18 protein-coding genes and 1 tRNA gene are annotated in these 23,548 nt (G+C 53.9%); 8 read left to right on the top strand and 11 right to left on the bottom strand.

Translation table 11 applies throughout. From position 1 onward, the window contains the following. Window positions 1-2 precede the first annotated feature (2 nt). Together petB and petA are read right to left on the bottom strand one after the other, a co-directional pair. Window positions 3-1,343, bottom strand: coding sequence for a cytochrome b (gene petB, locus TW80_RS11885; protein ID WP_045997590.1), 1,341 nt, complete (start codon window positions 1,341-1,343; stop codon window positions 3-5). A gap of 12 nt (window positions 1,344-1,355) precedes the next feature. Further along, a complete protein-coding gene (gene petA, locus TW80_RS11890) occupies window positions 1,356-1,916 on the bottom strand; it encodes a ubiquinol-cytochrome c reductase iron-sulfur subunit (RefSeq protein WP_045997676.1) in 561 nt (186 codons plus the stop codon). 446 nt (window positions 1,917-2,362) lie between these two features. Here petA and TW80_RS11895 point away from each other — a divergent pair, with 446 nt between their 5' ends. After that, window positions 2,363-3,004, top strand: coding sequence for an outer membrane protein (locus TW80_RS11895; protein WP_045997677.1), 642 nt, complete (start codon window positions 2,363-2,365; stop codon window positions 3,002-3,004). Here TW80_RS11895 and TW80_RS11900 read toward each other — a convergent pair whose 3' ends face one another. The 4 genes from TW80_RS11900 to dapF are packed head-to-tail and all read right to left on the bottom strand — an operon-like array spanning window position 3,005 to window position 6,352. Then, window positions 3,005-3,607 (bottom strand): glutathione S-transferase, encoded by a 603-nt coding sequence (locus TW80_RS11900; protein WP_045997591.1) that lies wholly within the window; start codon window positions 3,605-3,607, stop codon window positions 3,005-3,007. 21 nt (window positions 3,608-3,628) lie between these two features. After that, window positions 3,629-4,261, bottom strand: a complete 633-nt coding sequence (locus TW80_RS11905; RefSeq protein ID WP_084625771.1) for a glutathione S-transferase — start codon at window positions 4,259-4,261, stop codon at window positions 3,629-3,631. A 4-nt stretch (window positions 4,262-4,265) separates the two neighbouring features. Beyond that, window positions 4,266-5,528, bottom strand: a complete 1,263-nt coding sequence (gene mtaB / locus TW80_RS11910; RefSeq protein ID WP_045997592.1) for a tRNA (N(6)-L-threonylcarbamoyladenosine(37)-C(2))-methylthiotransferase MtaB — start codon at window positions 5,526-5,528, stop codon at window positions 4,266-4,268. Next, window positions 5,528-6,352: a diaminopimelate epimerase gene (gene dapF, locus TW80_RS11915; protein ID WP_045997593.1), complete on the bottom strand. Its 825-nt coding sequence runs from the start codon at window positions 6,350-6,352 to the stop codon at window positions 5,528-5,530. Before dapF ends, mtaB begins: the two co-directional genes overlap by 1 nt. 85 nt (window positions 6,353-6,437) lie before the next feature. On the opposite strand from dapF, the gene TW80_RS11920 reads away from it, so the two are divergent. Next, window positions 6,438-6,513, top strand: a tRNA-Lys gene (locus TW80_RS11920). Between the two features lie 404 nt (window positions 6,514-6,917). Here the strand turns inward: TW80_RS11920 and dhaL are convergent. Both dhaL and TW80_RS11930 read right to left on the bottom strand, forming a co-directional pair. Further along, window positions 6,918-8,657, bottom strand: coding sequence for a dihydroxyacetone kinase subunit DhaL (gene dhaL / locus TW80_RS11925; protein ID WP_045997594.1), 1,740 nt, complete (start codon window positions 8,655-8,657; stop codon window positions 6,918-6,920). A 1-nt stretch (window position 8,658) separates the two neighbouring features. Continuing rightward, window positions 8,659-9,477, bottom strand: coding sequence for a sugar phosphate isomerase/epimerase family protein (locus TW80_RS11930; RefSeq protein WP_045997679.1), 819 nt, complete (start codon window positions 9,475-9,477; stop codon window positions 8,659-8,661). Window positions 9,478-9,698: 221 nt separating this feature from the next. Here TW80_RS11930 and TW80_RS11935 point away from each other — a divergent pair, with 221 nt between their 5' ends. From TW80_RS11935 to TW80_RS11960, 6 genes are all read left to right on the top strand, one after another. Further along, window positions 9,699-10,547, top strand: a complete 849-nt coding sequence (locus TW80_RS11935; RefSeq protein ID WP_045997680.1) for a transketolase — start codon at window positions 9,699-9,701, stop codon at window positions 10,545-10,547. Continuing rightward, on the top strand, window positions 10,544-11,572 hold the full coding sequence (locus tag TW80_RS11940) for a transketolase family protein (protein WP_045997595.1): 1,029 nt from the start codon (window positions 10,544-10,546) through the stop codon (window positions 11,570-11,572). The genes TW80_RS11935 and TW80_RS11940 overlap by 4 nt, the downstream gene beginning before the upstream one ends. A 28-nt stretch (window positions 11,573-11,600) precedes the next feature. After that, complete coding sequence (locus tag TW80_RS11945; RefSeq protein ID WP_045997681.1) at window positions 11,601-12,356, top strand: SDR family NAD(P)-dependent oxidoreductase; 756 nt, start codon at window positions 11,601-11,603, stop codon at window positions 12,354-12,356. Between the two features lie 133 nt (window positions 12,357-12,489). Next, window positions 12,490-13,461 (top strand): TRAP transporter substrate-binding protein, encoded by a 972-nt coding sequence (locus tag TW80_RS11950; protein WP_045997596.1) that lies wholly within the window; start codon window positions 12,490-12,492, stop codon window positions 13,459-13,461. After that, entirely contained in the window at window positions 13,458-14,018 is a 561-nt protein-coding gene (locus TW80_RS11955) for a TRAP transporter small permease (protein WP_052700973.1), read from the top strand. Before TW80_RS11950 ends, TW80_RS11955 begins: the two co-directional genes overlap by 4 nt. A 12-nt stretch (window positions 14,019-14,030) precedes the next feature. Further along, complete coding sequence (locus TW80_RS11960; RefSeq protein ID WP_045997597.1) at window positions 14,031-15,287, top strand: TRAP transporter large permease; 1,257 nt, start codon at window positions 14,031-14,033, stop codon at window positions 15,285-15,287. Between the two features lie 35 nt (window positions 15,288-15,322). On the opposite strand, the gene TW80_RS11965 is transcribed toward TW80_RS11960, so the two are convergent. From TW80_RS11965 to TW80_RS18295, 3 genes are read right to left on the bottom strand one after another with little or no spacing between them, the layout of a single operon-like run. Continuing rightward, on the bottom strand, window positions 15,323-16,321 hold the full coding sequence (locus tag TW80_RS11965; protein WP_045997598.1) for a LysR family transcriptional regulator: 999 nt from the start codon (window positions 16,319-16,321) through the stop codon (window positions 15,323-15,325). Between the two features lie 37 nt (window positions 16,322-16,358). Further along, window positions 16,359-17,963 (bottom strand): hypothetical protein, encoded by a 1,605-nt coding sequence (locus tag TW80_RS11970; protein ID WP_157033256.1) that lies wholly within the window; start codon window positions 17,961-17,963, stop codon window positions 16,359-16,361. A 16-nt stretch (window positions 17,964-17,979) separates the two neighbouring features. Continuing rightward, a complete protein-coding gene (locus TW80_RS18295) occupies window positions 17,980-23,457 on the bottom strand; it encodes a PKD domain-containing protein (RefSeq protein WP_045997600.1) in 5,478 nt (1,825 codons plus the stop codon). Between the last annotated feature and the right edge of the window lie 91 nt (window positions 23,458-23,548).

Raw genomic sequence — 23,548 nt, forward strand, 5'->3', positions numbered from 1 at the left:
TCTCACTCGGCCGGTTTCGCAGAGGCAGTCGCCTCGGCTTTCGGCGCGTAGTGCGCGTTAAAGTCGTCTTCGATTGTTGCTGGCTGTGGCAGCGGTTTCTCGATCACGCCAAGAAGTGGCAGAAGAACGAGGAAGTAACCGAACCAGTAGGTGGCTGCGATCAACGAGATGTAGGGGTAGATGCCATCAGTTGGCATCGCGCCGACCCACATTAGGACCAAGAAGTCGAATGCAAGCAGTGCGAACCACCACTTGAACATTGGGCGATACCGGCCAGAGCGGACCGATGAAGTGTCCAGCCATGGCGCAAGCGCCATCACCGCAATCGCACCGAACATCGCCAGAACACCAAAGAATTTTGCGTCAATGATGCCAAAGCTGACAAAGTTCACCAGTTGAACCAGCCAAACGTCAGCAGTGAATGCACGCAGGATCGCGTAGAATGGCAGGAAGTACCATTCTGGAACGATGTGCGATGGTGTCGCCAGCGCGTTCGCAGGGATGTAGTTGTCTGGGTGGCCAAGGTAGTTTGGCATAAAGCCAACGATTGCCATAAAGACTGCCAGAACGATTGCCAGAGCAAAGAGATCTTTGATCACGAAATACGGCCAGAATGGCAGCGTATCTTTTGCGGCGTCTTCTTTGCTTGTGCGGCGTACTTCGACACCAGTTGGGTTGTTGTTCCCTGTGGTGTGGAATGCCCAGATGTGCACGATTGTCAGACCCAGCAGGACGAATGGCAGCAGATAGTGCAATGAGAAGAAGCGGTTCAGCGCAGGCTGACCAACCGCAGAAGCACCCAGCAACCATGTCTGGATAGAGTCACCGATGAATGGGATCGCGCCGAACAGGCCGGTGATAACGGCAGTACCGTGGAACGACATTTGGCCCCATGGCAGAACGTAGCCCATAAAGGCAGTACCCATCATGATCAGGTACATGAGCATACCAATGATCCAAGTGACTTCGCGTGGTGCCTTGTAAGAACCGTAGTACAGGCCGCGGAAGATGTGCAGATACACAGCAATAAAGAACAGCGATGCGCCGTTTGCGTGGAAATAGCGGATCATATGCCCGCCGTTCACGTCACGCATGATGTGCTCGACCGAAGCAAAGGCCAGATCAACGTGCGGTGTATAGTGCATCACAAGCACGATGCCTGTGACGATCTGCAATACCAGAGTGAATGCCAGAACGATGCCCCAGATCCACATCCAGTTCAGGTTCTTGGGTGTGGGGAACATGATCGTGTCATAGATCAGACCGACAATCGGCAGACGTGGATGCAGCCACTTTTCGATACCGGTCTTGGGTTCATAATGGTCGTGAGGAATACCAGCCATAATATGCGCTCCTTAACCGAGTTGAATTGTTGTTGCGTCAACGAACGACGCGACGGGAATTGGTAGGTTGCGTGGTGCAGGGCCTTTGCGGATACGGCCAGCCGTGTCGTAGTGTGAACCGTGGCATGGGCAGAACCAGCCGCCAAATTCACCTGCCTCACCCAAAGGAACGCAGCCAAGGTGTGTACAAACACCCATTTGAACCAGCCAAACACCGTCTTCTGAAAGCGCACGGTTTTCGTCGGTCGCTTCTGCGCCAGCAACGAGGTTTGCGTTCTCTGCACCCGGATCAGGCAGTTCGGAAATCTCAACAGCGCGTGCTGCTGCAATTTCGTCTTCGGTACGTGACCGGATAAAGACCGGTTTACCCTGCCACAGCACGGTCAACTGCGTGCCTGGGGCAACGGCGCTAATATCAACGCGGATCGACGCAAGCGCCAAAACGTCAGCTGAAGGGTTCATTTGGTTAACCAGTGGCCACACCGCTGCACCTGTCGCAACAACGCCAGCCCCGGCGGTTGCGTAGTATATAAAGTCGCGGCGTGTGCCCTGATGATCGTCTGCATGTGACACGGCTTGCATCTCCGATTCTTTGGTTGGGCCGATTGCCCACGGGAAAGACGGACGGATGTTTCCATCAGTCCATTCTGGCGCTGTTTAGCCATGAAAACATGATCCGTCCAGCGGACAATAGGGCGCAGGGTTCATTGTCGTTGTTATTGTGGTGAAACTTACAAGACTTCGTAAACAAGAATCGAGGATTCGCCCGCATCGGCCTGGCCGCCAGTTTTCTGCGGGTCGGCGGTAAATGGATCACCAAATAGTGAAAAATAGTCGAAAAATCGCTTATTTTTGCTAAAACGCTGCCGATTTTGTGTCGCGTTCGACACATTTCATCTCAATAATTTTAAGCTTGCCTTAATGGTACCTTGTTAGTGTGACAAGACAGTCATAGGCGAACACCGAAATTGCTCAGGGGTTTGGGCATTTCACCACCACTCATGTTCGAGGAAACAAAAATGTCCCGTGCGATCGCACTTTCTGCTCTGCTATTGGTAGCGCCCGCTGTTGGTTCAGCTGAGGTGGAGCTTAGCTTTTATGGTGGGGTGCAATCTGCGCCCGCGTCAGACGTAAAGGTGCGTGATCCAGAGATCGGTGACGATGATTTCTCGATTAGTTGGGAGGGAAAGTCATTCTCGGCCCCGGTTTACTACGGTATTCGGGCAACCCGCTGGAACGATGACTTCGGTTACGGTCTCGATTTTGCCCATAACAAGGTCTACCCCAAGGACGGTGAACTACCTGCCGGCTATGATGTGCTAGAATTTACAGATGGCCTGAACACCCTGACAGTGAATGCGTATCGGCGTTGGGATCATGCGTTTGGTGACATGACACCGTATGTTGGTGGCGGTCTGGGAATTGCTATTCCACATGTTGAGGTAACAAACGGCACCTCTGAAACGGCAGAGTATCAGGTGACCGGTCCCGCAGCGACTTGGGTTGCCGGTGCGACTTATCCGATCAATGATCGTTGGGCGGTATTCGGAGAATACAAAGGTACCTATTCAACCAATAAGGCCGATCTTGAATCTGGCGGCACGGTTGAAACGGATGTCTTTACAAACGCCGTGAATATGGGTGTCAGCTTTAACTTCTGATTATTCCGGCGCTGTAGCGATCATACTGTCGCGCTGCGCAAAATTGGCATGCCAGTCAGCCAATGGTTTGTTTTGTGCGCGCCAATCTCTATCGCCGTGTCTAAGGTCAGCATAAGATAGCGCGCAAGCCACTGCGATCTGCCCGATATTGAGCGGCCCGTTCAAATGACTCATCCACTTATTGTTGACTGCACTGATGCCGCGCTCTGCCTTTTGCCATTGCGCTTCGATCCATGCGGGTGATCTTTCGGTTTCCGGGCGCAGGCGTACCTCGTAGGCCATTGCGACCGCGGCTTCCATAATTGCGTCTGCTGTCGCCTCGAGCGTAAGTATCTCCCAAATCCGGTTTTCGGGATAAAGTGAACCATCGGCGTAATCGTTCAGATAGCGGGTAATGATCCGGCTGTCATAAATCGCAGGCCCATCATCCCGGACCAATGTCGGAATTTTCCCAATCGGGTTTGCCGCCACAATCGCAGGGTCAGAGGCAAGCGCTGTGGTGTTAATTGGGGCTTCAGTTATCTGGTCGGCAAGTCCAAGTTCGCGGATCGCAACGCGCGCTTTGCGTACAAAGGGTGACATCCCTGACATGAACAGCTGCATTGTTATCCCCCGGTCTGTTTCTTAGGGGAACAAGACCTGATCCTGTCCATCTTGCCAAGGCGTATATTTCGTCATGACAGATAAAAACCGTTTAGAGTTCAGGAATTCATCCAACCACCTGTTCACGGCCGTCAGCCCCTGCGCGTCAAACCAATCACGATCAGTATTCGCAAACTGGCGGACAAATGGCAGGATTGCCATATCGGCAAGGCGGCGGTCGTCGCCCATCAGATAGGACTGGCGCGACAGCCGATCATTCAGAACGCGCAAGAAAACCATCGCCTTTTCGCGCTCTTCTTGCTCATCCAATTCGGGATAACGAACGGCGTATTTCGTGTGGTCCAACGCCGCCTTAAACGGACCCTCGCATGTGGTGATTAGATCAAAACCATCCGGCGGCATATCAAGCCAATTTTCCGGGTCATTTTCACCCAGCGCCCACATCATAATATCGCGGCTCTCGTCGATGACCCGGTCCGGCAGTTGTAGAACAGGGACCGTTCCTTTGGCAGAGGCTTGAAGAAAGGGCGCTGGCTTGTTGCGCAGTACGATTTCACGCAGCTCTACCGATTGCATGCTCGATTGGATCGCGAGACGTGCGCGCATGGCATATGGGCAGCGCCGAAAAGACCAAAGAATGGGAAGCGTCGTCATCACATTAGGCCGTCAATTGAATGCCGTCGCGCCCGATGATCTTGGCGGTCACGATCTGGCTTTCGGGTTGGTCAGCAGCAAAGCGTACTTCGGTGAATTGTTCGGTACGCCCCATGCGTGGGTTTTCCATCAAGATTTGATGAGTCTGACCGATTTGCCGTTCCAGATGTGAATCCACCTGCGCATCACCTGCTGCACGTAAACGCGCCGCGCGATCTTTGATAATTTTGCCATTCACCTGCGACGGGATCTTGGCCGCAGGCGTGCCTTCGCGTTTTGAATAGGGAAAGACGTGCAACCAAGTCAGGTCACATTCCTCAACGAGCTTGAGCGAATTGTCGAAATGCGCCTCGGTCTCGGTTGGAAAGCCCGCGATAATATCTGCGCCAAATGTCATATCGGGACGTAGTTTTCGGGCATCTTCGCAAAAACGGATGGCATCATCGCGCAAGTGCCTACGCTTCATCCGTTTCAGGATCATATCGTCGCCATGTTGTAATGACAGATGCAGGTGGGGCATTAGTCGTGGCTCTGTCGCGATGGCCTGCATCAAGTTTTCATCAACTTCGATGCTGTCAATTGAGCTAATCCGCAAGCGGCGCAAATCAGGCACAAGTTTGAGAATCCGCATCACCAGATCCCCCAGCTTCGGAGCGGCAGGTAAATCTGCACCCCAGCTCGTTAGGTCCACACCAGTGAGCACCACCTCATTATAGCCGCGATCAACCAAGCGTTTGATCTGATCAACCACCACACCAGCCGGTACAGAACGCGAATTACCGCGACCGTAGGGAATGATGCAGAACGTGCAGCGATGGTCGCACCCATTCTGGACCTGAACATAGGCGCGGCTACGTGTGCCGAACCCGTCAATCAAATGACCAGCGGTTTCGGTGACCGACATAATATCGTCAACCTGTACAGGCTCTGTCTGCCCAATCAGGTTGGGGGCCATATTCGTCCAGGTTTCAGGCTTCATCTTTTCGGTGTTGCCAATCACCACATCGACCTCGGACATTTTGGCAAAGGTTTCAGGTTCTGTCTGCGCGGCGCAGCCCGTCACGATCAGTTTGGCGCTGGGGTTTTCGCGGCGCAATTTGCGAATGTCTTGGCGGGCTTTGCGTACGGCCTCGGCCGTGACCGCACAGGTGTTGATGATGACCGCATTTTCAACACCCGCAGATGTCGCCAGTTCTTTCATTGCCTCGGTTTCATAGGCGTTAAGCCGACAACCGTGGTTCGAAAATTTAGGAGCCTTGAGTTCCATTACAGTCGCCACTTTCCATCAAACACATGCGCAGTCGGCCCTGTCATCCAGACCCCGTCATCGCGCCAGTCGATGTGCAGCGTTCCACCGTCTAGATCAATCCGAACGTTGCGGCCCGTGATACCGCGCCGTGCGGCGGCAACCGCTGTCGCACAAGACGAAGAACCCGAGGCTTGCGTGATCCCGACCCCACGTTCCCACACCCGCATCCGCAGGTGGTTAGGTCCGATCACACTTGCGAATTGTACATTGGTCCGCTCCGGATAGAGTGGGTGATGCTCAATTTCTGCGCCACGCTGGGCAAGGTCGATGGCCTCGGCGTCATCTACAAAGAACGTACAATGTGGATTCCCCATGCCCGTCGCACTCGGTTCTCCTTCAATAGGTAGCCGTAGAGTGTCCATTTCATGCGCCAGCGGCACCTCATTCCACAATAGTTGCGGATGCCCCATGTTGATCGAAGTCTGCCCGTCGCCTGCATCCTGCGCAAAGAGCATCCCGCGATCAGTAGTGATCCGCAGGGCATCTTTGCCAGTTTCATCCATCAGATAGCGCGCCACGCAGCGCGTCGCATTCCCACATGCGCCAGCCGTGGTCCCATCGCTGTTCCAAAACGTCAAATGCACATCCGAATCGTCGTGGTCAGATAGAACGGCAAGCTGATCGAATCCGACTCCCCACCGCCGATCAGCGATTCTTTTGGCTAACGTTGCGTCAACGATGGGCGTGATTCCTCGCTCATCAACGACAACAAAGTCGTTTCCAAGCCCGTGCATCTTCATGAACGGCAAATATGAAAGAGTTTTCGTGGTCATATCGGCCATATAGTAGAGTCTTTTGTACTAATCTAGTCGAGATGACATTTGGGGGTTGACCCCAGCGCGCCACCTTTCTAGATAGCGCCCCAGTGGGCCGTTAGCTCAGTTGGTAGAGCAACTGACTTTTAATCAGTAGGTCGATGGTTCGAACCCATCACGGCTCACCACTTTATCGAATATAAGGTGGTACATCGTTTGGTGTTTTTGACAACAGCTCATCGTTTTTTCTGTTGTTTCTGACGTTTGCAAGAAGTCTCGTAATTAGGCCAGTTCCTGCTGCTCAATGGTGAGAAAGACTTTTGTATTGCTAGCCGATTAGATGGTGGACGCGTCGTGCTTATGTGTCTGCCCCAAGTGCTCGCTTGGGACACTTTGCGCTCGAATGCGATCAGGCTTTCCCGATTGCTGCAGTTGTCACGGATATCAGCGGTTCAATGCTCTTCGCTGTTTGAGCAGAACTTGCAGATGGTCTGGCGCCGTTCATCCCGGTGTTCTTGATCATTTGGCGCTGGAATGTGTTTTTTCTTCCAGCGCCGGTTTTGTAGTTTTTTCGCCTTTTTGAAGGCCCAAGCTACGCGTAGGCGGCTCTGATAGCTTGTAGGATGACTACGGCAGAGGCTGCTCCGGGGTCTATGTGCCCGATTGAGCGATCTCCGAGTTTAGCCGATCGACCACGTTGGCTCTCGATTGTTGCGGTAAAGTCGCGGCCGCTGATAGCGCCGGCAATGGCTGAATCGAGGCATTCATGTGTTGGTGCCCCTGATTGCAAGGCTTCTTTTGCTTTGGCGACGGCGGGGACCCATGCGTCGATCATTGTTTTGTCACCGACTTGTGCGCCTCCGCGGGATTGGATTCCGGCTGATATGCCTTCTATCCAAGCGACCATTGCGCCAGCGTCCAGATTTAGGCGATCAGCGACCGCGCTTCCGGCCCGACGAAATGCAGAGGCATAGAGCGGGCCCGAGGATGCGCCGACCGCATCCAAGAATGATTTGGCCATCGTTTCTGAGATCGCAGTGATGGTTTCAGTCTTGGGGGTTTCGATATTGCTGCGCACGGCAGTCCAACCGATATCCATCGTAACCCCGTGGTCGCCATCGCCGATCACCCCATCCAATTCGGACAGCCAGTCGCGGTTTTCGCGGATGGCAGTTGCTACTGAGAGCATCATTTGGCGGAATTTTTCGGGTGTGATGTCTCCGCCCTGTGCAAGGCTTGCGAGATCGACGGTTTGATCTGTTGTTACACTTGCATGATGCCGTTTTGTGCGGATGCCCTTTGGGCGGAGTTGTCCCGCAACAGTAAGAGCAGGAGTCTGACAGGGCATATCCAAGAGCAATTTGAGATCGGCGTCCAACTTGAGGAAGGTCACAGATGCGCCAGCCATTTCCAGGGAGGTACAATATTCGCCGACCCAGGACCGATGAATGCGTACACCCCGATCTGCCAGAATTTGTGCGACCCGACGGTGAATAATGTAAAGCTCAAGTGGTCCAGTTGCGCCCAACCCGTTGACCAAGACAGCAACTTCATCACCTTGTTTAAGTGGCATATCGCCGAGAATGGCATTCACCAATTCGTCCGTGACTGAATCCGCGCTTTCAAGAGGACCGCGGCGCATGCCTGGCTCTCCGTGTACGCCCATGCCGATTTCCATTTCGTCATGCCCGATCTCAAAATTGGGCTTACCCGTTTGCGGCATCGAGCAGGCAGACAACGCGACGCCCATTGACCGGCAGTTGTCATTTGCTTTGCGGGCTGCGGCATAGCATCTATCTAGATCGCGGCCTTCTTCTGCGGCGGCTCCGGCCACTTTGAACACAAAGAAATCACCGGCAATTCCACGGCGTTCCGCGATGCGATCTTGTGGAGCAGAAGCCACATCATCCGTCACAGCGACAGAGCGCGCAGCGATCCCAATTCCTGCGCATTCCTCGGCGGCCATGTCGAAATTCAGGACGTCACCAGTGTAGTTTCCGTAAAGAAACATCAAACCCGCACCGCCATCAGCTGCACGCGCGGCGTCCATGATTTGTTCAGGTGACGGAGAAGCAAAGACGTTGCCGACAGCGGCGGCATCCGCCAAACCGCGCCCGACATATCCAGCAAAGGCGGGCTCATGCCCTGACCCACCGCCGATGACGATGCCGACTTTGCCATCGCGTGGCCCATCCTTGGCGACAACGGCCCTGCCTGTCGCGCCTTCGATGTTGAGCATGTCTGAGTGGGCGGAAAGCATCCCTTCGAGCGCGTGAGAGATAATATCTTCGGGCGCGTTTATCAGTTTCTTGGTGCGAATATCTTCGGTCATTTTAGCGTCCTTTTGTAAATTCTTTGGCGGCGGCGACCGTTTGTTCGATCCAAGGCTGCTCTTTGGCGATTGCCCCATCGAGGCCCGTTTCATCAATCATCAGCCAATGTTCGAGGATGACGCTCATGTCCGGTGGGCAGTGTTTTAGTTGATCAAGCGTCCAAGCGATTGGTGCACGCCCTTGGCCGAGCGGCACACCATGCACTCGGAACCCAACGCCGTAGGGGTCTGGGGTAATTTCATAATCCTTGAGATGCAGGTTGATTGTGTATGGTGCCAGCATTTGAATGGTTTCTTCGGGCCATTCGTTTGCACAAATCGAGTTGGCAACATCCAGACAAACACCAAGATGATCGTCGTTAATTGTATCTAGCAATTCGACCATCCGTGGGGACGGATAATTAAAGTGGTTTTCGATTGCGATTTTCATGCCCTTCGCGCGGGCCTTGTCGACACGCGGGCGCAATTGTTCGGCGAGTTCGGAAACCTCCATATGGCCGTCTGCCTCGTCGAGCGCGACACGCATGATCTTTGCATGCAGGCGTTGACCGATGTCTAGATAACGATCGACCTCGTCAGCGTCGAAACATTGCGTACCCAATTCGAGCGCGATGCCCTTTTGTTGCGCTTGCTCAAATAGCCGATGATGATCCGCTTCGGTGTAACGATCCAACGGCATGTTGTCGGCGTATTGCACGACCGTAAGCCCCAGCGCGTCCGCCCGTTCTAGCACTGCGAATGCGTCCATAGGTCTTGCCGGGACCTGATCCTTGATGCCGATAGACCAACGATAGGCATAGCTGCCCAAACCCAGTTTCATGATGTCCTCCGTGATCCTCCCGCCGATGTTTGCGTTAACACCGGCCTGATTGACCCAAATTGGTATCCAAAGAACCAGCATCAGGAAATGGAAACTCGTAGGTTAACTGTGAAGAAATACTTCAAACGTATTTAAGTATTCTTGATGGATTTCTATTCACTTTCGAGGCCATGGTCACCGACAACCGCGGCGCAGATTTGCCGCAGTCGGGAGGATATCAAATGGTGGAGACTGCCACACCACTGACCAATGTGTCATTGGCAAGAAGGGCTTGGGCTATTCGCCGCAAGGCGTTGCTGATGGGCCAAGTCCAAGGCCAAGGTTATGTTGGTCAGGCGCTGGGCGTTGCAGATGTGCTCGCCGTCTCATATTTTCACGCCCTGAACATGCGAGCAGATGACCCAGAGTGGGAAGGACGCGATCGGTTCCTGCTATCCATCGGTCACTATGCCATTGCACTGTATGCCGCATTGATCGAAGCGGGCGTTTTGCCAGAGGAAGAAATCGACACCTATGGGATGGACGATAGCCGAATGCCGATGTCAGGTATGGCATCTTATACGCCTGGGATGGAGATGACTGGCGGATCGCTGGGTCACGGTCTGGGTATCGCGGTTGGCATGGCACTGGGCCTAAAGGCCAAGAAGACAAATCAGTTCGTTTATAACCTGATGTCTGATGGTGAATTGGGTGAAGGTTCAACTTGGGAAGCCGCAATGAGCGCGGCCCACCATAAGTTGGATAACCTCATTTGCATCGTCGATTTTAACGATCAACAGGCCGATGGGAAATCGACAGATACCCTTACTGCCGAACCGCTTGTCGACAAATGGCAGGCGTTTGGATGGCATGTACAACGTGTTGACGGCAACGACCTAGAGGCATTGGTCAAAGCATTTGACGCTGCCCGCAATCTCTCAGAGCCAAGGCCAAGGGTAATCATCGCCAATACCCTGATGTGTAAAGGTGTGCCCTTTTTGGAAACGCGTGAAATTACCCATTTTGTTCGCGTCGAAGCTGACGAATGGGACAAGGCGATCGACATTCTTGACCAAGGAGCGCCAGCATGACCGCCAACGCACGCGCGCGAAAATACGAACCCCGTGTAGCGCCCAAAGAAAAGGTGGCGACCAGTGCCATGATCGCGTCGTTGGCAGCCGAAGGGTACGATACGGTGTCTGCTCCGTTCGGGCATGCATTAAACGCGGTCGCTGCCAAAGATCCGCGTATTGTAGGTCTGTCTGCCGATTTGGCGAAATACACCGATCTGCATATCTTTGCCCAAGAAAACCCAGATCGGTTTTATCAAATGGGTATGGCCGAACAGTTGCTGTTTTCTGCCGCAGCAGGAATGGCGCACGAGGGCTTTGTGCCATTCGCGACGACATATGCCGTTTTTGCATCGCGCCGCGCTTATGACTTTATTTGCATGGCAATCGCCGAAGAAAACTTGCCTGTTAAAATGGTTTGCGGTCTACCGGGACTAACGACTGGCTATGGCCCAAGCCACCAAGCCACCGAAGACCTTGCGATTTTCCGAGGGCTTCCGAACCTGACCATCATTGATCCAGCGGATGCAACCGATGTGGCCCAGATGGTCCCTGCTATGGTTGACCATAATGGACCTGTCTACGCCCGCTTACTGCGTGGAAAAGTACCTGAAGTACTGACACGCTATCAGCCCGACTATCAGTTCGAATTGGGCAAGGCACAGATCATTCGCGAGGGTGTTGATGTGCTGGTTGTGTCCTCTGGCATTATGACGATGCGTGCATTGGATGCTGCCGAATTGCTGGCAAAGGACAATATCGATGTCGCGGTTCTGCACTGCCCGACAATCAAGCCGCTGGATACCGATACCATTATTGCCGAGGCGTCAAAGGGGCGTCTTTTGGTGACAGCCGAAAATCACACCGTGATCGGCGGTCTGGGCGAGGCCGTCGCAAGCACTCTGTTGCGGGCTGGTGTGACACCTACGTTCCGGCAAATCGGCCTGCCCGATCAATTTCTCGAAGCGGGCGCGCTGCCCACTTTGCACGACATGTACGGCCTCAGCACAACAAAGGTCGCCGAACAAATCCGCAGCTGGCTTTAGCAAAGCGGTCAATATGAAAGGTAACAAAATGGGACTTTTGGACGGTAAATTTGCCATCGTCACTGGCGCGGCCTCTCCGCGTGGTCTGGGGAAAGCAACCGCCAAGCTATTTGCAGAGCACGGCGCAACCGTTGCGATTTTGGATCTCGATCTGGAGCAAGCGCAGGCTGCCGCAGATGATTTGCCGGGTGAGGGCCATATCGGTCTGGCATGCAACGTGATCGACAAAGAGGCTTGTCAGTCCGCCGCTGATGAACTGGTCGCGAAATGGGGTGCGGTTGATATTCTGGTCAACAATGCGGGCATCACGCAACCATTGAAAATCATGGATATCGCTCCTGAAAACTATGATGCGGTTCTGGATGTGAACCTGCGCGGAACATTGTACATGAGCCAAGCGCTTATCCCTCATTTCCGTGCGCGTAAAACTGGTTCAGTTGTGAATCTGTCGTCGGTATCTGCACAACGTGGCGGAGGCATTTTCGGTGGTCCGCATTACTCTGCCGCCAAGGCCGGGATTCTTGGTCTGACCAAGGCTATGGCGCGCGAATGTGCGCCAGATAATGTGCGTTTCAACGCGATTTGCCCTGGCTTTATTGCGACTGACATTACTGCCGGGAAACTAACCGAAGAAATGCGCGCCACTGTGTTGGAAGGCATCCCAATGGGTCGTGCGGGTACTGCCGACGATGTTGCGGGTTGTGCCTTGTTCTTGGCTTCTGATTTGTCCGCATATTGCACCGGATCCGAAGTCGACGTGAACGGTGGTTCACTCATTCACTAATTGATACCGCTGGCCGCCGCATTTGGGTGGCGGTCAGCTTCGAATCCCGTCATGCATTGCGCGTGTCGGCTAATCGCCGGGCAACCCGGCAAAGGCGGGGAGGAGACCGCCTGAAGAAAGGGAGAGAAGACAGATGAAATCGACTATCAAAGCCGCAATTTTGGGTGCGACCGTCCTTACGACTGCTGCGCCAGCATTTGCCGACGAGATTATTTTTGCCCACGGTGCGAACCCTGGGAACCCGCGCTATGCCGCTGCGGAAATGTTTGCAGCACTTGTTCCAGCCTGTACGGGTGGTGAAACAACGGTGAACGTTGCGCCGTCAGCGACGATGGGCAACGATGTTGAGATGCTGACCTCGACCGCTGCTGGTATCATTCAAATTTCTGCAAATAGCCAAGGACCTCTTGCGCAAATCGTTCCCGAAGCTGGGATGCTCGGCCTGCCGTTCTTGTTCGAAGACCTGCCGACCGTTTGGTCCGTCGTTGACGGCGAAGTTGGTGACATGTTGGACGCAAAGGCGCAAAATGCTGGCCTGAAAATCCTGACCTTCTGGGACAACGGTATTCGCCACGTGACACACACAGGTAAAAACGTTCCAACGCCGGCTGATCTAGATGGTATGCAAATCCGGACGCCATCCGATGAGGTCACGATCGCAACCTTCGAAGCGCTGGGCGCATCCCCTGCTCCGCTCGCTTGGTCAGAACTGCCAACCGCACTGCAATCGGGTGTCTTCGAAGGTCAAGAAAACCCGCTGACAAACATCTACTCTGCAAAGCTGCACGAGATCACGCCCTATGTAACCCTGACCGGTCACAAGTATGAATCGACCCCAGTTGTTGCTTCTTTGATGTGGTGGTCTTCGCTGGATGAAGGCACGCAAACATGTGTCGAGTCAGCAGCGAAAGAGGCCGGTTGGTACCAACGTGGTCTGTCATTGTCCCAAGGCAATGAACTGCGTGCCACCATGGAAGCAGAGGGTGCGATTTTTTCAGAAGTTGAAGACCGTCAGGCGTTTATTGATGCAACCGCGAGTGTCTACGAAACCTATGCGGCGCAATACGGTGACATGATCACCGCACTGCGCGAGGCTGCACAGTGACCCCTGACCGGGATATCAACGCAGAGGGCGGAAAATTCCGCCCTCTGACCCGTGTTCTTGATGGCGTAGATCGCGCGATTGAATGGTCAGGCTCTTTGATCATTTTTGGAACGTTGCTTGCGATCTTTTTGGCTTTGTTGGTGAATGTATTCTTGCGTTACGCGATGGGTGACGGTCTCGCTTGGGCTTACGAAATCCATGCGATCTTGTTTCCTTGGCTGGTTGCGGGCGGCATTGCTGTGGCCTCTGTGCGGGGGCATCACATCGCAGTTGATGTTCTTGTTCAGGCGTTTCCAAGGCAGGTCCAAGTTATCTTTTCGATTGCGGTCAATGTTCTGGTTTGTGTCATCGCCGTGATGGTCGTCAAAACCAGTCAACCCATTATCAACGCATCTAAATTCCAGCGGTTGTCAGAAATTCCCGTGTCGCAGTACTGGGGATACATCAGCTTGTACTACGCATTCTCTTGTATGGCAGTGAACGCCGGATTGAATGTTGTGCGTGCTTTGCTCGTTCGCAAATCAGACAGCAAAGATGCGCAGGTCAGTTATAGTTAAAAGGAGCCTGAAATGGTCAAACTATTGATCTGGGTTTTTCCGGTTCTTTTGCTCGTGTCCGTTCCTGTCGCCCAAGCCATGCTTGGCGCTACTGGGGTTGCACTTTGGGCAAATGGCAAACCAATGGCTGTCATCGCGCAGCGTCTGTATTCGCCAACGCAGAGCTTTCCGATGTTGGCGATCCCGTTCTTTATTCTTGCAGGCAACTTAATGATGTCGGGCAAGTTTGGTGAGTATCTTGTCAATATTGCCAAGCTCTTTGTTGGACGGTTCAAGGGCGGGCTGGCGCAGGTCTCCATCATCGGATCGGTGATGTTTGGCGGCGTGTCTGGGTCTGCGGTGGCAGACGCTTCTGCCTTGGGTAATGCGTTGATCCCGGTCCAACGCAAGGAAGGCTATCCAGCAGGTTTTGCCGCGGCGGTGAACTCTGCCTCATCGACGGTCTCGGTGCTGATTCCGCCTTCTATTCCGCTGATCCTCTATGGTTTGGTGTCCAACACGTCGATCATTGATCTGTTTGTCGCAGGGATCATTCCGGGCATTCTGCTGGGTGTGGGTATGTTTAGCGCGGTCTACTTTGTGTCCAAGCGTCTTGACCTGCCGACGGCCGAACTGCCAGGAGGGTTTCGTGCGTATAAATCGCAGCTTTGGCACGCCCTGCCAGCGTTGTTGATGCCGATATTTGTGATTGGGACGCTGCGATTTGGGATCGCGACCCCGACCGAAGTCTCGGTTATGGCGGTGGCTTATGCGCTATTTGTTTCAGGTGTGGTTTACCGTGATTTGACCAAACGTGAAATCTGGAACGCGATGATTAGCACAGGCGTCATGACGGGCGCAGTAATGATTATCATCATGTCATCAAGTGCGATTCAATGGATTCTCACGGCTGAACGCACGCCGCAGACGCTTGCGCTATGGGTAACGAGTGCGTTGACAGAGCCTTGGATGGTCATCCTTGCTTTGAATGTGATCATGCTGATCGTCGGAACGTTCCTTGATCTGCCAGCAGCGGTTTTGCTACTGGGGCCGCTCTTTGTGACGATTGCAAATGCGATTGGTCTTGATCTTGTGCAGCTTGGACTAATGATGGTCGTGAACCTTGCGATTGGGCTTTATACGCCGCCGGTGGGTACAACATTGTTCATATCCGCCGCGATTGCGCAGACCTCGATTGGGGCGGTGGTTAAGTCGCTGCTTCCGTTCTATGCGGTCGCCATCGTGGTACTGATGTTAATCAGTTACCTGCCTTTCCTGACGATCTACTGAACGCAAAAATGATTGACCCCTGCAATTCGCGGGGGTCAGTCGTTTGCCGCTGGCATGAATTCTACACCTGGCACTTTGGGTCCGGTTTCGTCTCGGATGCGACAACCGAGCTCAGCGATGATTTCGCGCACACGTGTGTCATGCGCTGCTCCTTCAGAATACATCCAATCACTGAACAGCCGAACAATCCGGCGATTGGTATGCCGCGTCGGGCAAACGATCCAATAGGCGGGAAAGCGGATCACTTCAAAGGCGGTCGACAACGGCACTAATGCTCCGCTTTGCAACTCGTTGATCGCCAATGTTGTGCTTTCCAATACGACGCCGCCGCCATCGCGCGCGACTTGAAGCGCCATTGATGAACGGTCAAACCGCAGGGGATAGACCAGCCGCTCGCCCATGACGCCTTGCCGGGCGAGCCAGAAATCCCAGCGATAATGCGTCTTGACCGAGTCGATCAAACGCGCGTTCAAGAGCTGGCTGATCGGGCTGTCCGATTGGGATTTGAGCTCGGCGAGGTATTCGGGCGAACACATTGGAAGTACATAATCATGAAGGACGCATTCTTCGTGCAGCCCGGCCCAGCCTCCTTCTCCGTAGCGGAGATCGAGATCAACAACTTCGGTATCGAAGTCCGAAAAATCCGGTGCCGCATCAATCCGCAGGTCCCAGTTGGGAACGCGATCTAGGAATTGTTTGACGCGTGGACCTAACCACCGCACGGCAAAGGACGGTGACACACGCATAATGAAATGGCGGTTTTCTCTTTGGCGTTTGATCGCGGAACGCACGTCACGCATCATGCGAAACGCTTGTGTCGTTGTCTGGAACAGCCGTTCCCCATCAAGCGTGAGAACCAATCGCCGTTTTTCCCGCCGGAATAGGCGCACCCCGAATTGTTGTTCAAGCGTGCGAATTTGCTGGCTCACCGCTGAGGGCGAAACGCTCAGTTCCTCTGCCGCTTTGCTAACGCCGCCCAATCGTGCGACGGCTTCGAAATAGTTCATTGCGTTCAGATTTAGATCATGTGCCATGCTTGATTTCTAAGCGAAAACAGGCAGTACGAATAGTTCAATCTGCGCAGCTGCGTTCATAGTAGGTAAAGAGCAGTTCGTTCTTTTCTGGACGAGATGCTTGCAGGTCTTCGGGCACTGGCAGTGTGACGGTATTCTTAGTGTAACATGCGGCAAAGGTGTCAGTGCTTGATAGTTCAACACCTGTCAAAAACCACTTGGCAGCATCTGCTATGTCGATCCCTTCAGAGCCACCGAGAATAATGTAATCAGGCTGTCGTGACAGCACATATGCACCGTCGCCCTTGCCGTGGCCCGGCATGGCCTGCCTACGCGCCAAGATCGGAACATCTTCGCGCAGTGCAATCGTACGGTCGTTCAGGCCAAGCATATCAATGTACCGGTGCGATGCGCCGAAAAACGGGGTTGAGCCAGCAGTGTTGAGCGCGACGAGCGATCCCGCAGGCCAGTTTTGTTCGATATAGCGCCCGACAATTGTTCCATTGAAAGCGGCCCAGTCCATTCGGAATGCGCGCGCATTCAGCGCTGCGACACAGATCATTGCAACGAGGATGAGCGAAACTACCCTGCCCGCCCCTTCTTTGAGTGAATTGACTGCAAGAATGGCCAGCAGCGTCAAAACACCTGTTATCGGCAAAAAGACCCTTGCAGCGGCCATGTGGTCTCCGCCGGACCACGCGATATAAAGCGTAAATCCGACTGCGATGATCAACATCGTGATGGCAATACGTGACAGCCGTCCCCAGATTATCGCCGCTGCAACGGCTGCTCCGGCGCAACTGATGACTGGCAGGTAAAGTAGCGCAGATTTTAGCAGGTAATCGGCCAGCTTTCCGATCCGGTGGGATAAATCCAGTCCGACCTTCGCGTGGAACGTATTAGGAACGATGTCGCCGTAGTACGAGATCCGCCAAACCATATGCACCATAAAGACGACAAAGGGGATTCCCCCGACGATTGCAGCGTTCCGCAGCCGTGTTTTCCAATCGCCGGAACTGGTGAACAGCAAGGCAATAGAGGCACAAGCCACCACAATGACACCATCTGGCCGAGTGAGCACTGTGAGCGCAAGCGCGATACCAGCAGCGACGAAAAGTGATATCTGTCTGGCAGAGGTTTCAGCAAGCATCGCAGCGACAACAAAGGCCATTCCCCACGCAATGAGCGCGGCTGCAACGGGGGCCTCTAGACCTCCAAAAAACCAGACAACAGCCGATACATTCCCAATGGCCAAAGTAATCGAGAGCGCGTGTAACTCTTTGCGTTCAGGCGCAATATTTCGTGCGGCATAATAGACCGCACCTGCCATCAGAATAATGGCTAACCCATTGAGAATCCGAAGCGCGTCAACCGCGTCGACCCCAAGCCGTAACAACCCCGAGGTCAAAATCACGTAGAGAAAATTGGTATATCCCTCGACACGTTCGCCAAGGTTCCAGGTGAGTTCGCCCGTTTCAACAAAATTTTGGGCGTATTTCAGCGAAATATATGCGTCGTCATGCAAGAAAAACCGATTGCGCCAAAAGTTAAGAACAAAGACGCCGATCCCACTGAGCAAAATCAGAGCGGGAAGGTGCCGCTCTAATTTTGAGGGTGCGAACGCCCCGGTATCATGTGCGGACACTGATTTTGCGCCGATCATGCGAAGCACCCCTACCCTAGAAGATAAACGCGTCTGCTTGCGTCCACTCGATGCCGGCGATGTCCGTATAGGCTAAATCGCCAGGCATTTCCGCGTTTCCAGTTGAATCCACGATGTCTTCATCGTCATCGAATTGGTAATACCGCAGCAGATCATCCGAGAATGGGTCAATGCTGGTGCCCATGTTATCGGCAATTTCTGCGGCAGAACGGGCGTCGTCCCAAATGCGAAGCTCGTCGAGCGATCCGCCAAGTGCCTTGGTCTCGCGCACGTTGGTGGCAATGTCTTCGATCAATAGATCTGCATCCAGCGCCATCGTTGCATTCGCGTCAACTTCGCCATTCAGATAGATGGTAAAGTCATCACCTTCGCGTACCAACGCGAGGTGGTTCCACGTCCCATCCGCGGTCAGTGCGGTATTCGCGACAATCACATCTGACGATCCAGCGGTTTCTGTTGAATAGAGCCGCATTTGTCCGGCATGGAAGTTTAGGTCGTTGCCAAAGATACCGTCCGTTGCGCTGTCGTCATTCGGCGCGGGATCATATGTGCCACCGGCGATCACGGAATCGTATTTGTTGATATTGCTGCCCGGCTCAAACGCGATCCAGAATTCAATCGTATAGTCGCCAGTCACCGTCAGATCTTGGACATCAATGCCATTCCCATTGTTTTGCGATAACAAAGCCCCGGCGTTGGCGCTGTTGCTTGTACCGGACGTCACGTTGATCGTGGCTGTTGCCACGTTTGACCATTCGCCCTCGGCGTCTTGGACGCGGTAGGTAAAGCTGTCGGTACCTTCGAATTCGGGATCAAATGGCGTGTATTCGGCGTGCCCATAGTGGCCCGCAGGCAGCCCACGGTCAGCCAGCTCTTGCGCGGTGTCCATCATTTCGATGGTGCCGAATGTCGGGCCGCTGATGATCTCAACGACCTGCATGTTTAGCGCACCATCTGGGTCATAGTCGTTGTCCAGAATATGAAGATGGTTGGCAACCGGATCGAACCCCGGCTCAAGCGTAAAGCTATCGTCGATCGCAACCGGTGGCACATTGCCCACGTCGATTGTCGCCTCGCTAAAGGTGGTGCTCGCGCCCAGTTCGTCGGTCACAGTGAGCGTTACGGTATACACGCCAACGTCAGTGTAGGTATGCGTCGGTGCCGCGGCATCCGACGTTGTTCCATCGCCAAAGTCCCAAGCATAGGTCAGTGAATGGCCCTCGGCATCGCTGACATCTGATGCAAATGTCACCTCGTATGGCGCATTCGGTCCTGTCTCTTCGCCTGGGTCAAGCACGATACCTGTGCCTGTTGGCGCGGTATTGGGTGGCCCGGCCTCGCCATTGGTGATCGTGAGCGCGATTGAGGCGCTATCTGTCTCGGTCCCGTCACCAATTGTATATGAGATGGACAGAGTAACAGATTCACCCTCTGCCATATCCGCAAATTGGAAATCGCGATCGCGGAATTCTACGGTCCCGTCATCGCGGATGCGGAATAAGCCGCCACCATCTGACCAAGTCTTCAGCCTGCCCTGAGAGTCAAAGCTGGTTGTTGAAATCGCGATGCCGTTTGCCTTGAAACCGTCAAGCTGCAACAGGTCAAAGTCAGCCGTGCCGTCGTTATCAAAGATATTCAGGGGCAAGGTTGTCCAATCGCCACTGCTAATCTCGGCCAGATCAATGCTTAGGCTGTCATCAACGGCATCAACGACGCTGGGTGGGGTGCTGGTCACGTTGATCGTGGCTGTTGCCACGTTTGACCATTCGCCCTCGGCGTCTTGGACGCGGTAGGTAAAGCTGTCGGTACCTTCGAATTCGGGGTCAAACGGAGTGTATTCGGCGTGCCCATAGTGACCTGCAGGTAGCCCACGGTCAGCCAGCTCTTGCGCGGTGTCCATCATTTCGATGGTGCCGAATGTCGGGCCGCTGATGATCTCAACGACCTGCATATTTAGCGCACCATCTGGGTCATAGTCGTTGTCAAGAATATGAAGATGGTTGGCAACCGGATCGAACCCCGGCTCAAGCGTAAAGCTATCGTCGACCGCCACCGGTGGCACATTGCCCACGTCGATTGTCGCCTCGCTAAAGGTGGTGCTGGCGCCCAGTTCGTCGGTCACAGTAAGTGTTACGGTATACACGCCAACATCAGTGTAGGTATGCGTCGGTGCCGCGGCATCCGACGTTGTTCCATCGCCAAAGTCCCAAGCATAGGTCAGTGAATGCCCCTCGGCATCGTTGACATCCGATGCAAATGTCACCTCATAGGGTGCATTCGGTCCTGTCTCTTCGCCGGGGTCAAGCACGATACCCGTGCCTGTTGGCGCGGTATTGGGTGCACCAGCCCCCTGAATGGTTAGGGTAAAGGTTGCCTGATCCGTGTCATCCCCATCGCCAACTGTATAGCTGATGCTGGTGGTTGCGGTTTCGCCTTCGGCAAGATCAGCGAATTGCAGATCACGGTCGCGGAATTCGATACGACCGTCTTGGTAAACGCGGAACTGTCCGCCGTTGTCACCCCAAACCCAACCATAGGCGCCTAGGCTATCCAGCGTGGTGTCAGATTTTGGTGCACCGGTCACTTTGTACCCATCGACTCCGACAACTTGGAACGGGTCACCCGTTGGGTTGGTGTCATTGATCATGACATCACCAAGCAGGTTCACCGCGTTACCGTTAAGATCGCCAACCGCAACGGTCACTTCATCGTCAATGGCATCAACTGGCCCGACAGGCGCACCTTGAACATAGACCGGGCGCAGAATGGAATCTGTTTCGGGCACGACAAAAGTACGGGTTGTATCTGTGAGAAGCGGATCGTCTTCCCAATGCGAGAAATCCCATTGGAAACCGTCGCTTACATAAGAATCCTGTACGCTGACGATATGGTTAAACCCAATCAGGTTGTCGCGGGTCTGATCCCCGGTAAAGGCGATGCTATCGATGGTAAATGTGTAGCCCGGAACGTCAGGCATGTCATAAGTGGTGACTGACTCCTCTGGCATGATCGTAATCGTCTGAGTGGTGGTCAGGCCGGCGCTATCAATTGCCGTGAGTGAAATCTGGTAGCCCACGCTTTCGAAATAGTCGTGGCCAATGTAGGGAATTTCAAACTGGAAACCGCCGGGCACGTTTTCGACAGCTGCAATTTCCGGGTGGAAGTGTTCGTTATGTGCCAGATTGACCGACCAAAACACGTCGGGGCCTGACAGCGCGCCATCCTCTAGGTCGGTGGCCGATCCGGTAAAGGTGATAATGTCGCCTGCACGGAACGTCTGGCCCTCGACTGGCGTGTCGATGGTTACAGTTGGTGCGTTACCAATCGTGATGGTTGCAGGGTTATAGACCGTCTGTGCGCCGTTTTCGTCGGTCACAATCAGTTCGACGGTATATTGCCCCTCTTGCGTATAGGTGTAGGTCGGGTTTTGCTCGGTGGATGTTGCGCCGTCGCCGATCCCGTCCCCGTCAATGTCTGGGCCGTCACCAAAGGACCAAAGATATGTCAGCGCATCTCCGTCAGGATCAAATGCATCTGTTTCAAAGGTCACCGTATAAGGCGCGGTTAGGCTGGTGTCCTCGCCAGGATCAAGAATGATCCCTGTTCCGCCGGGTGCTTGGTTACCGATACTATACTCAAGCCGGTTCACGGCCCCTTCGAAGTTAAAGATGTTCCCGGTCTGGAAGGTGGTGATGTAATACAGCGTGCCATCTGGTGCTTCGGCAAATGTTAGAACCTGACCACTTGCGTTCTTAAAGTGATTGTCCGAGACCAGCACAGGTTCGCCAGATGAATAATCAATTTCGAGGTAGCGAATCCAGTTCCGCACCCAGTCGCCATAGAAATAGACGCCTTGGTACTCTGTTGGGAACTGATCTCCTCGGTAGACGACACCGCCAGAAACGGATGACCCTGAATCGCCATAGCTGGGCAACTGGTCTTGGCCGGGTGCAGAGGCGTGGATGTAGCTATAGATCGGACTACCGGGATCATCTGGGTCGGGTAGATATCCTTCGTAGTTTGGCCAGCCGTGATCGGCGCCGGGTGCGGCGATGTGAATATCTTCGGTTGCGTAGCGCCCGTTACCGCCGACCTCACCAATCCAAAGCGTTTGCGACTCTTGGTCGTATTCGGCTCGGAATGGATTGCGGAGCCCATAGCTATAGATGGTTGTGATGACACCTTCTGGATCAATCGCCAAATTTTCGGCGCTGGTCGAAATCGCAGTCTGCGTGTTGATATGCGGTGTATAGGTCGCGGCAACGGCGGGGTCATAATATGGGTTGTCGGCAGGTACAGACCCGTCGGTCAGATTGATCCGATGCACCTTACCATCATCGTGGGTCATGTCTTGGGCGTTATCGCCTTCGAATTCTTCGCCGATCGTGATGTACATTTTGTACGGGCTTGGATCGCTGGCGTCGATGGGTTCATAGGCAATCGCCATGCCGCCGCCTTGGTGGTCTTTTTGTGAATAGATGTCGAATTCACGCCAAAGCACTGTTTTATCAGCGGGATCTGCGGTGCTGGTCGCGCCGCCACTGTTTTCCTCATGCTGGAAACGGGCAACCGTTGTCCGTTGTTCGGCAAGGTCGGTATAAAGTAGATAGATATAGCCGTTCTCATCAAAGTTTGGATCAACTTCGATGTTCAGCAGGCCAGATTCTCGAGAGTTCTCAATCTCGGCGCTTAGGTCCATGTAGATGGCTTTTGGACTGTTGGCGACGCTTGGGTCTTCGACGATGACGACCTCACCGCTCTTTTGGATTACGAGCATCCGACCATCAGGCAAGAACGCCATATCCGTTGGCAATGACAGCCCCGTCACCACCTTGGTGTCGATGAAACCGCCTGCGTCGCCCACTGGGGTATCAAATACGGTGTCGTCCTCGACGATATCCGAGCCGGTCGGAAGGTGCAGATCGTGCCCTGTTTCGGCATTGCCTGTCGCATCGACAATGTGACCTGTGTCTTCGTCAAAGCGGTAGTAGCGTTCCAATCCCACAGGGTTGCCACCTGCAAGATCGAGCGTCTGGTTGGCATTCGCCAGAATTTCTGCACCCGGACGCGCCAACGACCATACGCGCACTTCGTCCATGCGCCCTTCAAGGCCGCCGACGATACTCGACGCGAGCTCTGAGATGACAAAAGTATCGGTGTAGTTCTGGGTCAGCGAATTCGCTTCGTTGACGCCATTAACGTATAGCCGGACGGTCCCACCTTCGCGAACAAGGGCGATGTGGTTCCACTCACCCGTTTCAAGTGGGTTAACGCCAACAACAACGTCACCCATATTCGCGTCATATAACCGAGGAATGCCATCAAAGAAATTGATGTCATTGCCGCCATCTACAGATGATGAAACAGCCCCGTCATTCTTTGCGATCTCTGTGCCCGGTTCAAAGAAAATGTTGAATTCTATGGTGAAATCACCGGTAAGCGAAATGTCTTCAATATCGACGCCGATATTATCGGTCTCAAATACGTAGTTCACGGCGAACTAACTCCCTCTCAAATCACTACTCAACCGTTCACCCAAACCGTGATGTGCTGTGAGAGAACGACTTGCCCGAAGGCGGAAATTA

The sequence above is a fragment of the Loktanella sp. S4079 genome (assembly GCF_000967725.1).
Lineage (GTDB): Bacteria > Pseudomonadota > Alphaproteobacteria > Rhodobacterales > Rhodobacteraceae > Yoonia.

Excerpts from the sequence above, each read along its gene's own strand:
- petB (WP_045997590.1), bottom strand. The coding sequence starts at position 1,343 with ATGGCTGGTATTCCTCACGACCATTATGAACCCAAGACCGGTATCGAA.
- TW80_RS11895 (WP_045997677.1), top strand. The coding sequence starts at position 2,363 with ATGTCCCGTGCGATCGCACTTTCTGCTCTGCTATTGGTAGCGCCCGCT.
- TW80_RS11900 (WP_045997591.1), bottom strand. The coding sequence starts at position 3,607 with ATGCAGCTGTTCATGTCAGGGATGTCACCCTTTGTACGCAAAGCGCGC.
- TW80_RS11905 (WP_084625771.1), bottom strand. The coding sequence starts at position 4,261 with ATGACGACGCTTCCCATTCTTTGGTCTTTTCGGCGCTGCCCATATGCC.
- mtaB (WP_045997592.1), bottom strand. The coding sequence starts at position 5,528 with ATGGAACTCAAGGCTCCTAAATTTTCGAACCACGGTTGTCGGCTTAAC.
- dapF (WP_045997593.1), bottom strand. The coding sequence starts at position 6,352 with ATGGCCGATATGACCACGAAAACTCTTTCATATTTGCCGTTCATGAAG.
- dhaL (WP_045997594.1), bottom strand. The coding sequence starts at position 8,657 with ATGACCGAAGATATTCGCACCAAGAAACTGATAAACGCGCCCGAAGAT.
- TW80_RS11930 (WP_045997679.1), bottom strand. The coding sequence starts at position 9,477 with ATGAAACTGGGTTTGGGCAGCTATGCCTATCGTTGGTCTATCGGCATC.
- TW80_RS11935 (WP_045997680.1), top strand. The coding sequence starts at position 9,699 with ATGGTGGAGACTGCCACACCACTGACCAATGTGTCATTGGCAAGAAGG.
- TW80_RS11940 (WP_045997595.1), top strand. The coding sequence starts at position 10,544 with ATGACCGCCAACGCACGCGCGCGAAAATACGAACCCCGTGTAGCGCCC.
- TW80_RS11945 (WP_045997681.1), top strand. The coding sequence starts at position 11,601 with ATGGGACTTTTGGACGGTAAATTTGCCATCGTCACTGGCGCGGCCTCT.
- TW80_RS11950 (WP_045997596.1), top strand. The coding sequence starts at position 12,490 with ATGAAATCGACTATCAAAGCCGCAATTTTGGGTGCGACCGTCCTTACG.
- TW80_RS11960 (WP_045997597.1), top strand. The coding sequence starts at position 14,031 with ATGGTCAAACTATTGATCTGGGTTTTTCCGGTTCTTTTGCTCGTGTCC.
- TW80_RS11965 (WP_045997598.1), bottom strand. The coding sequence starts at position 16,321 with ATGGCACATGATCTAAATCTGAACGCAATGAACTATTTCGAAGCCGTC.
- TW80_RS11970 (WP_157033256.1), bottom strand. The coding sequence starts at position 17,963 with ATGATCGGCGCAAAATCAGTGTCCGCACATGATACCGGGGCGTTCGCA.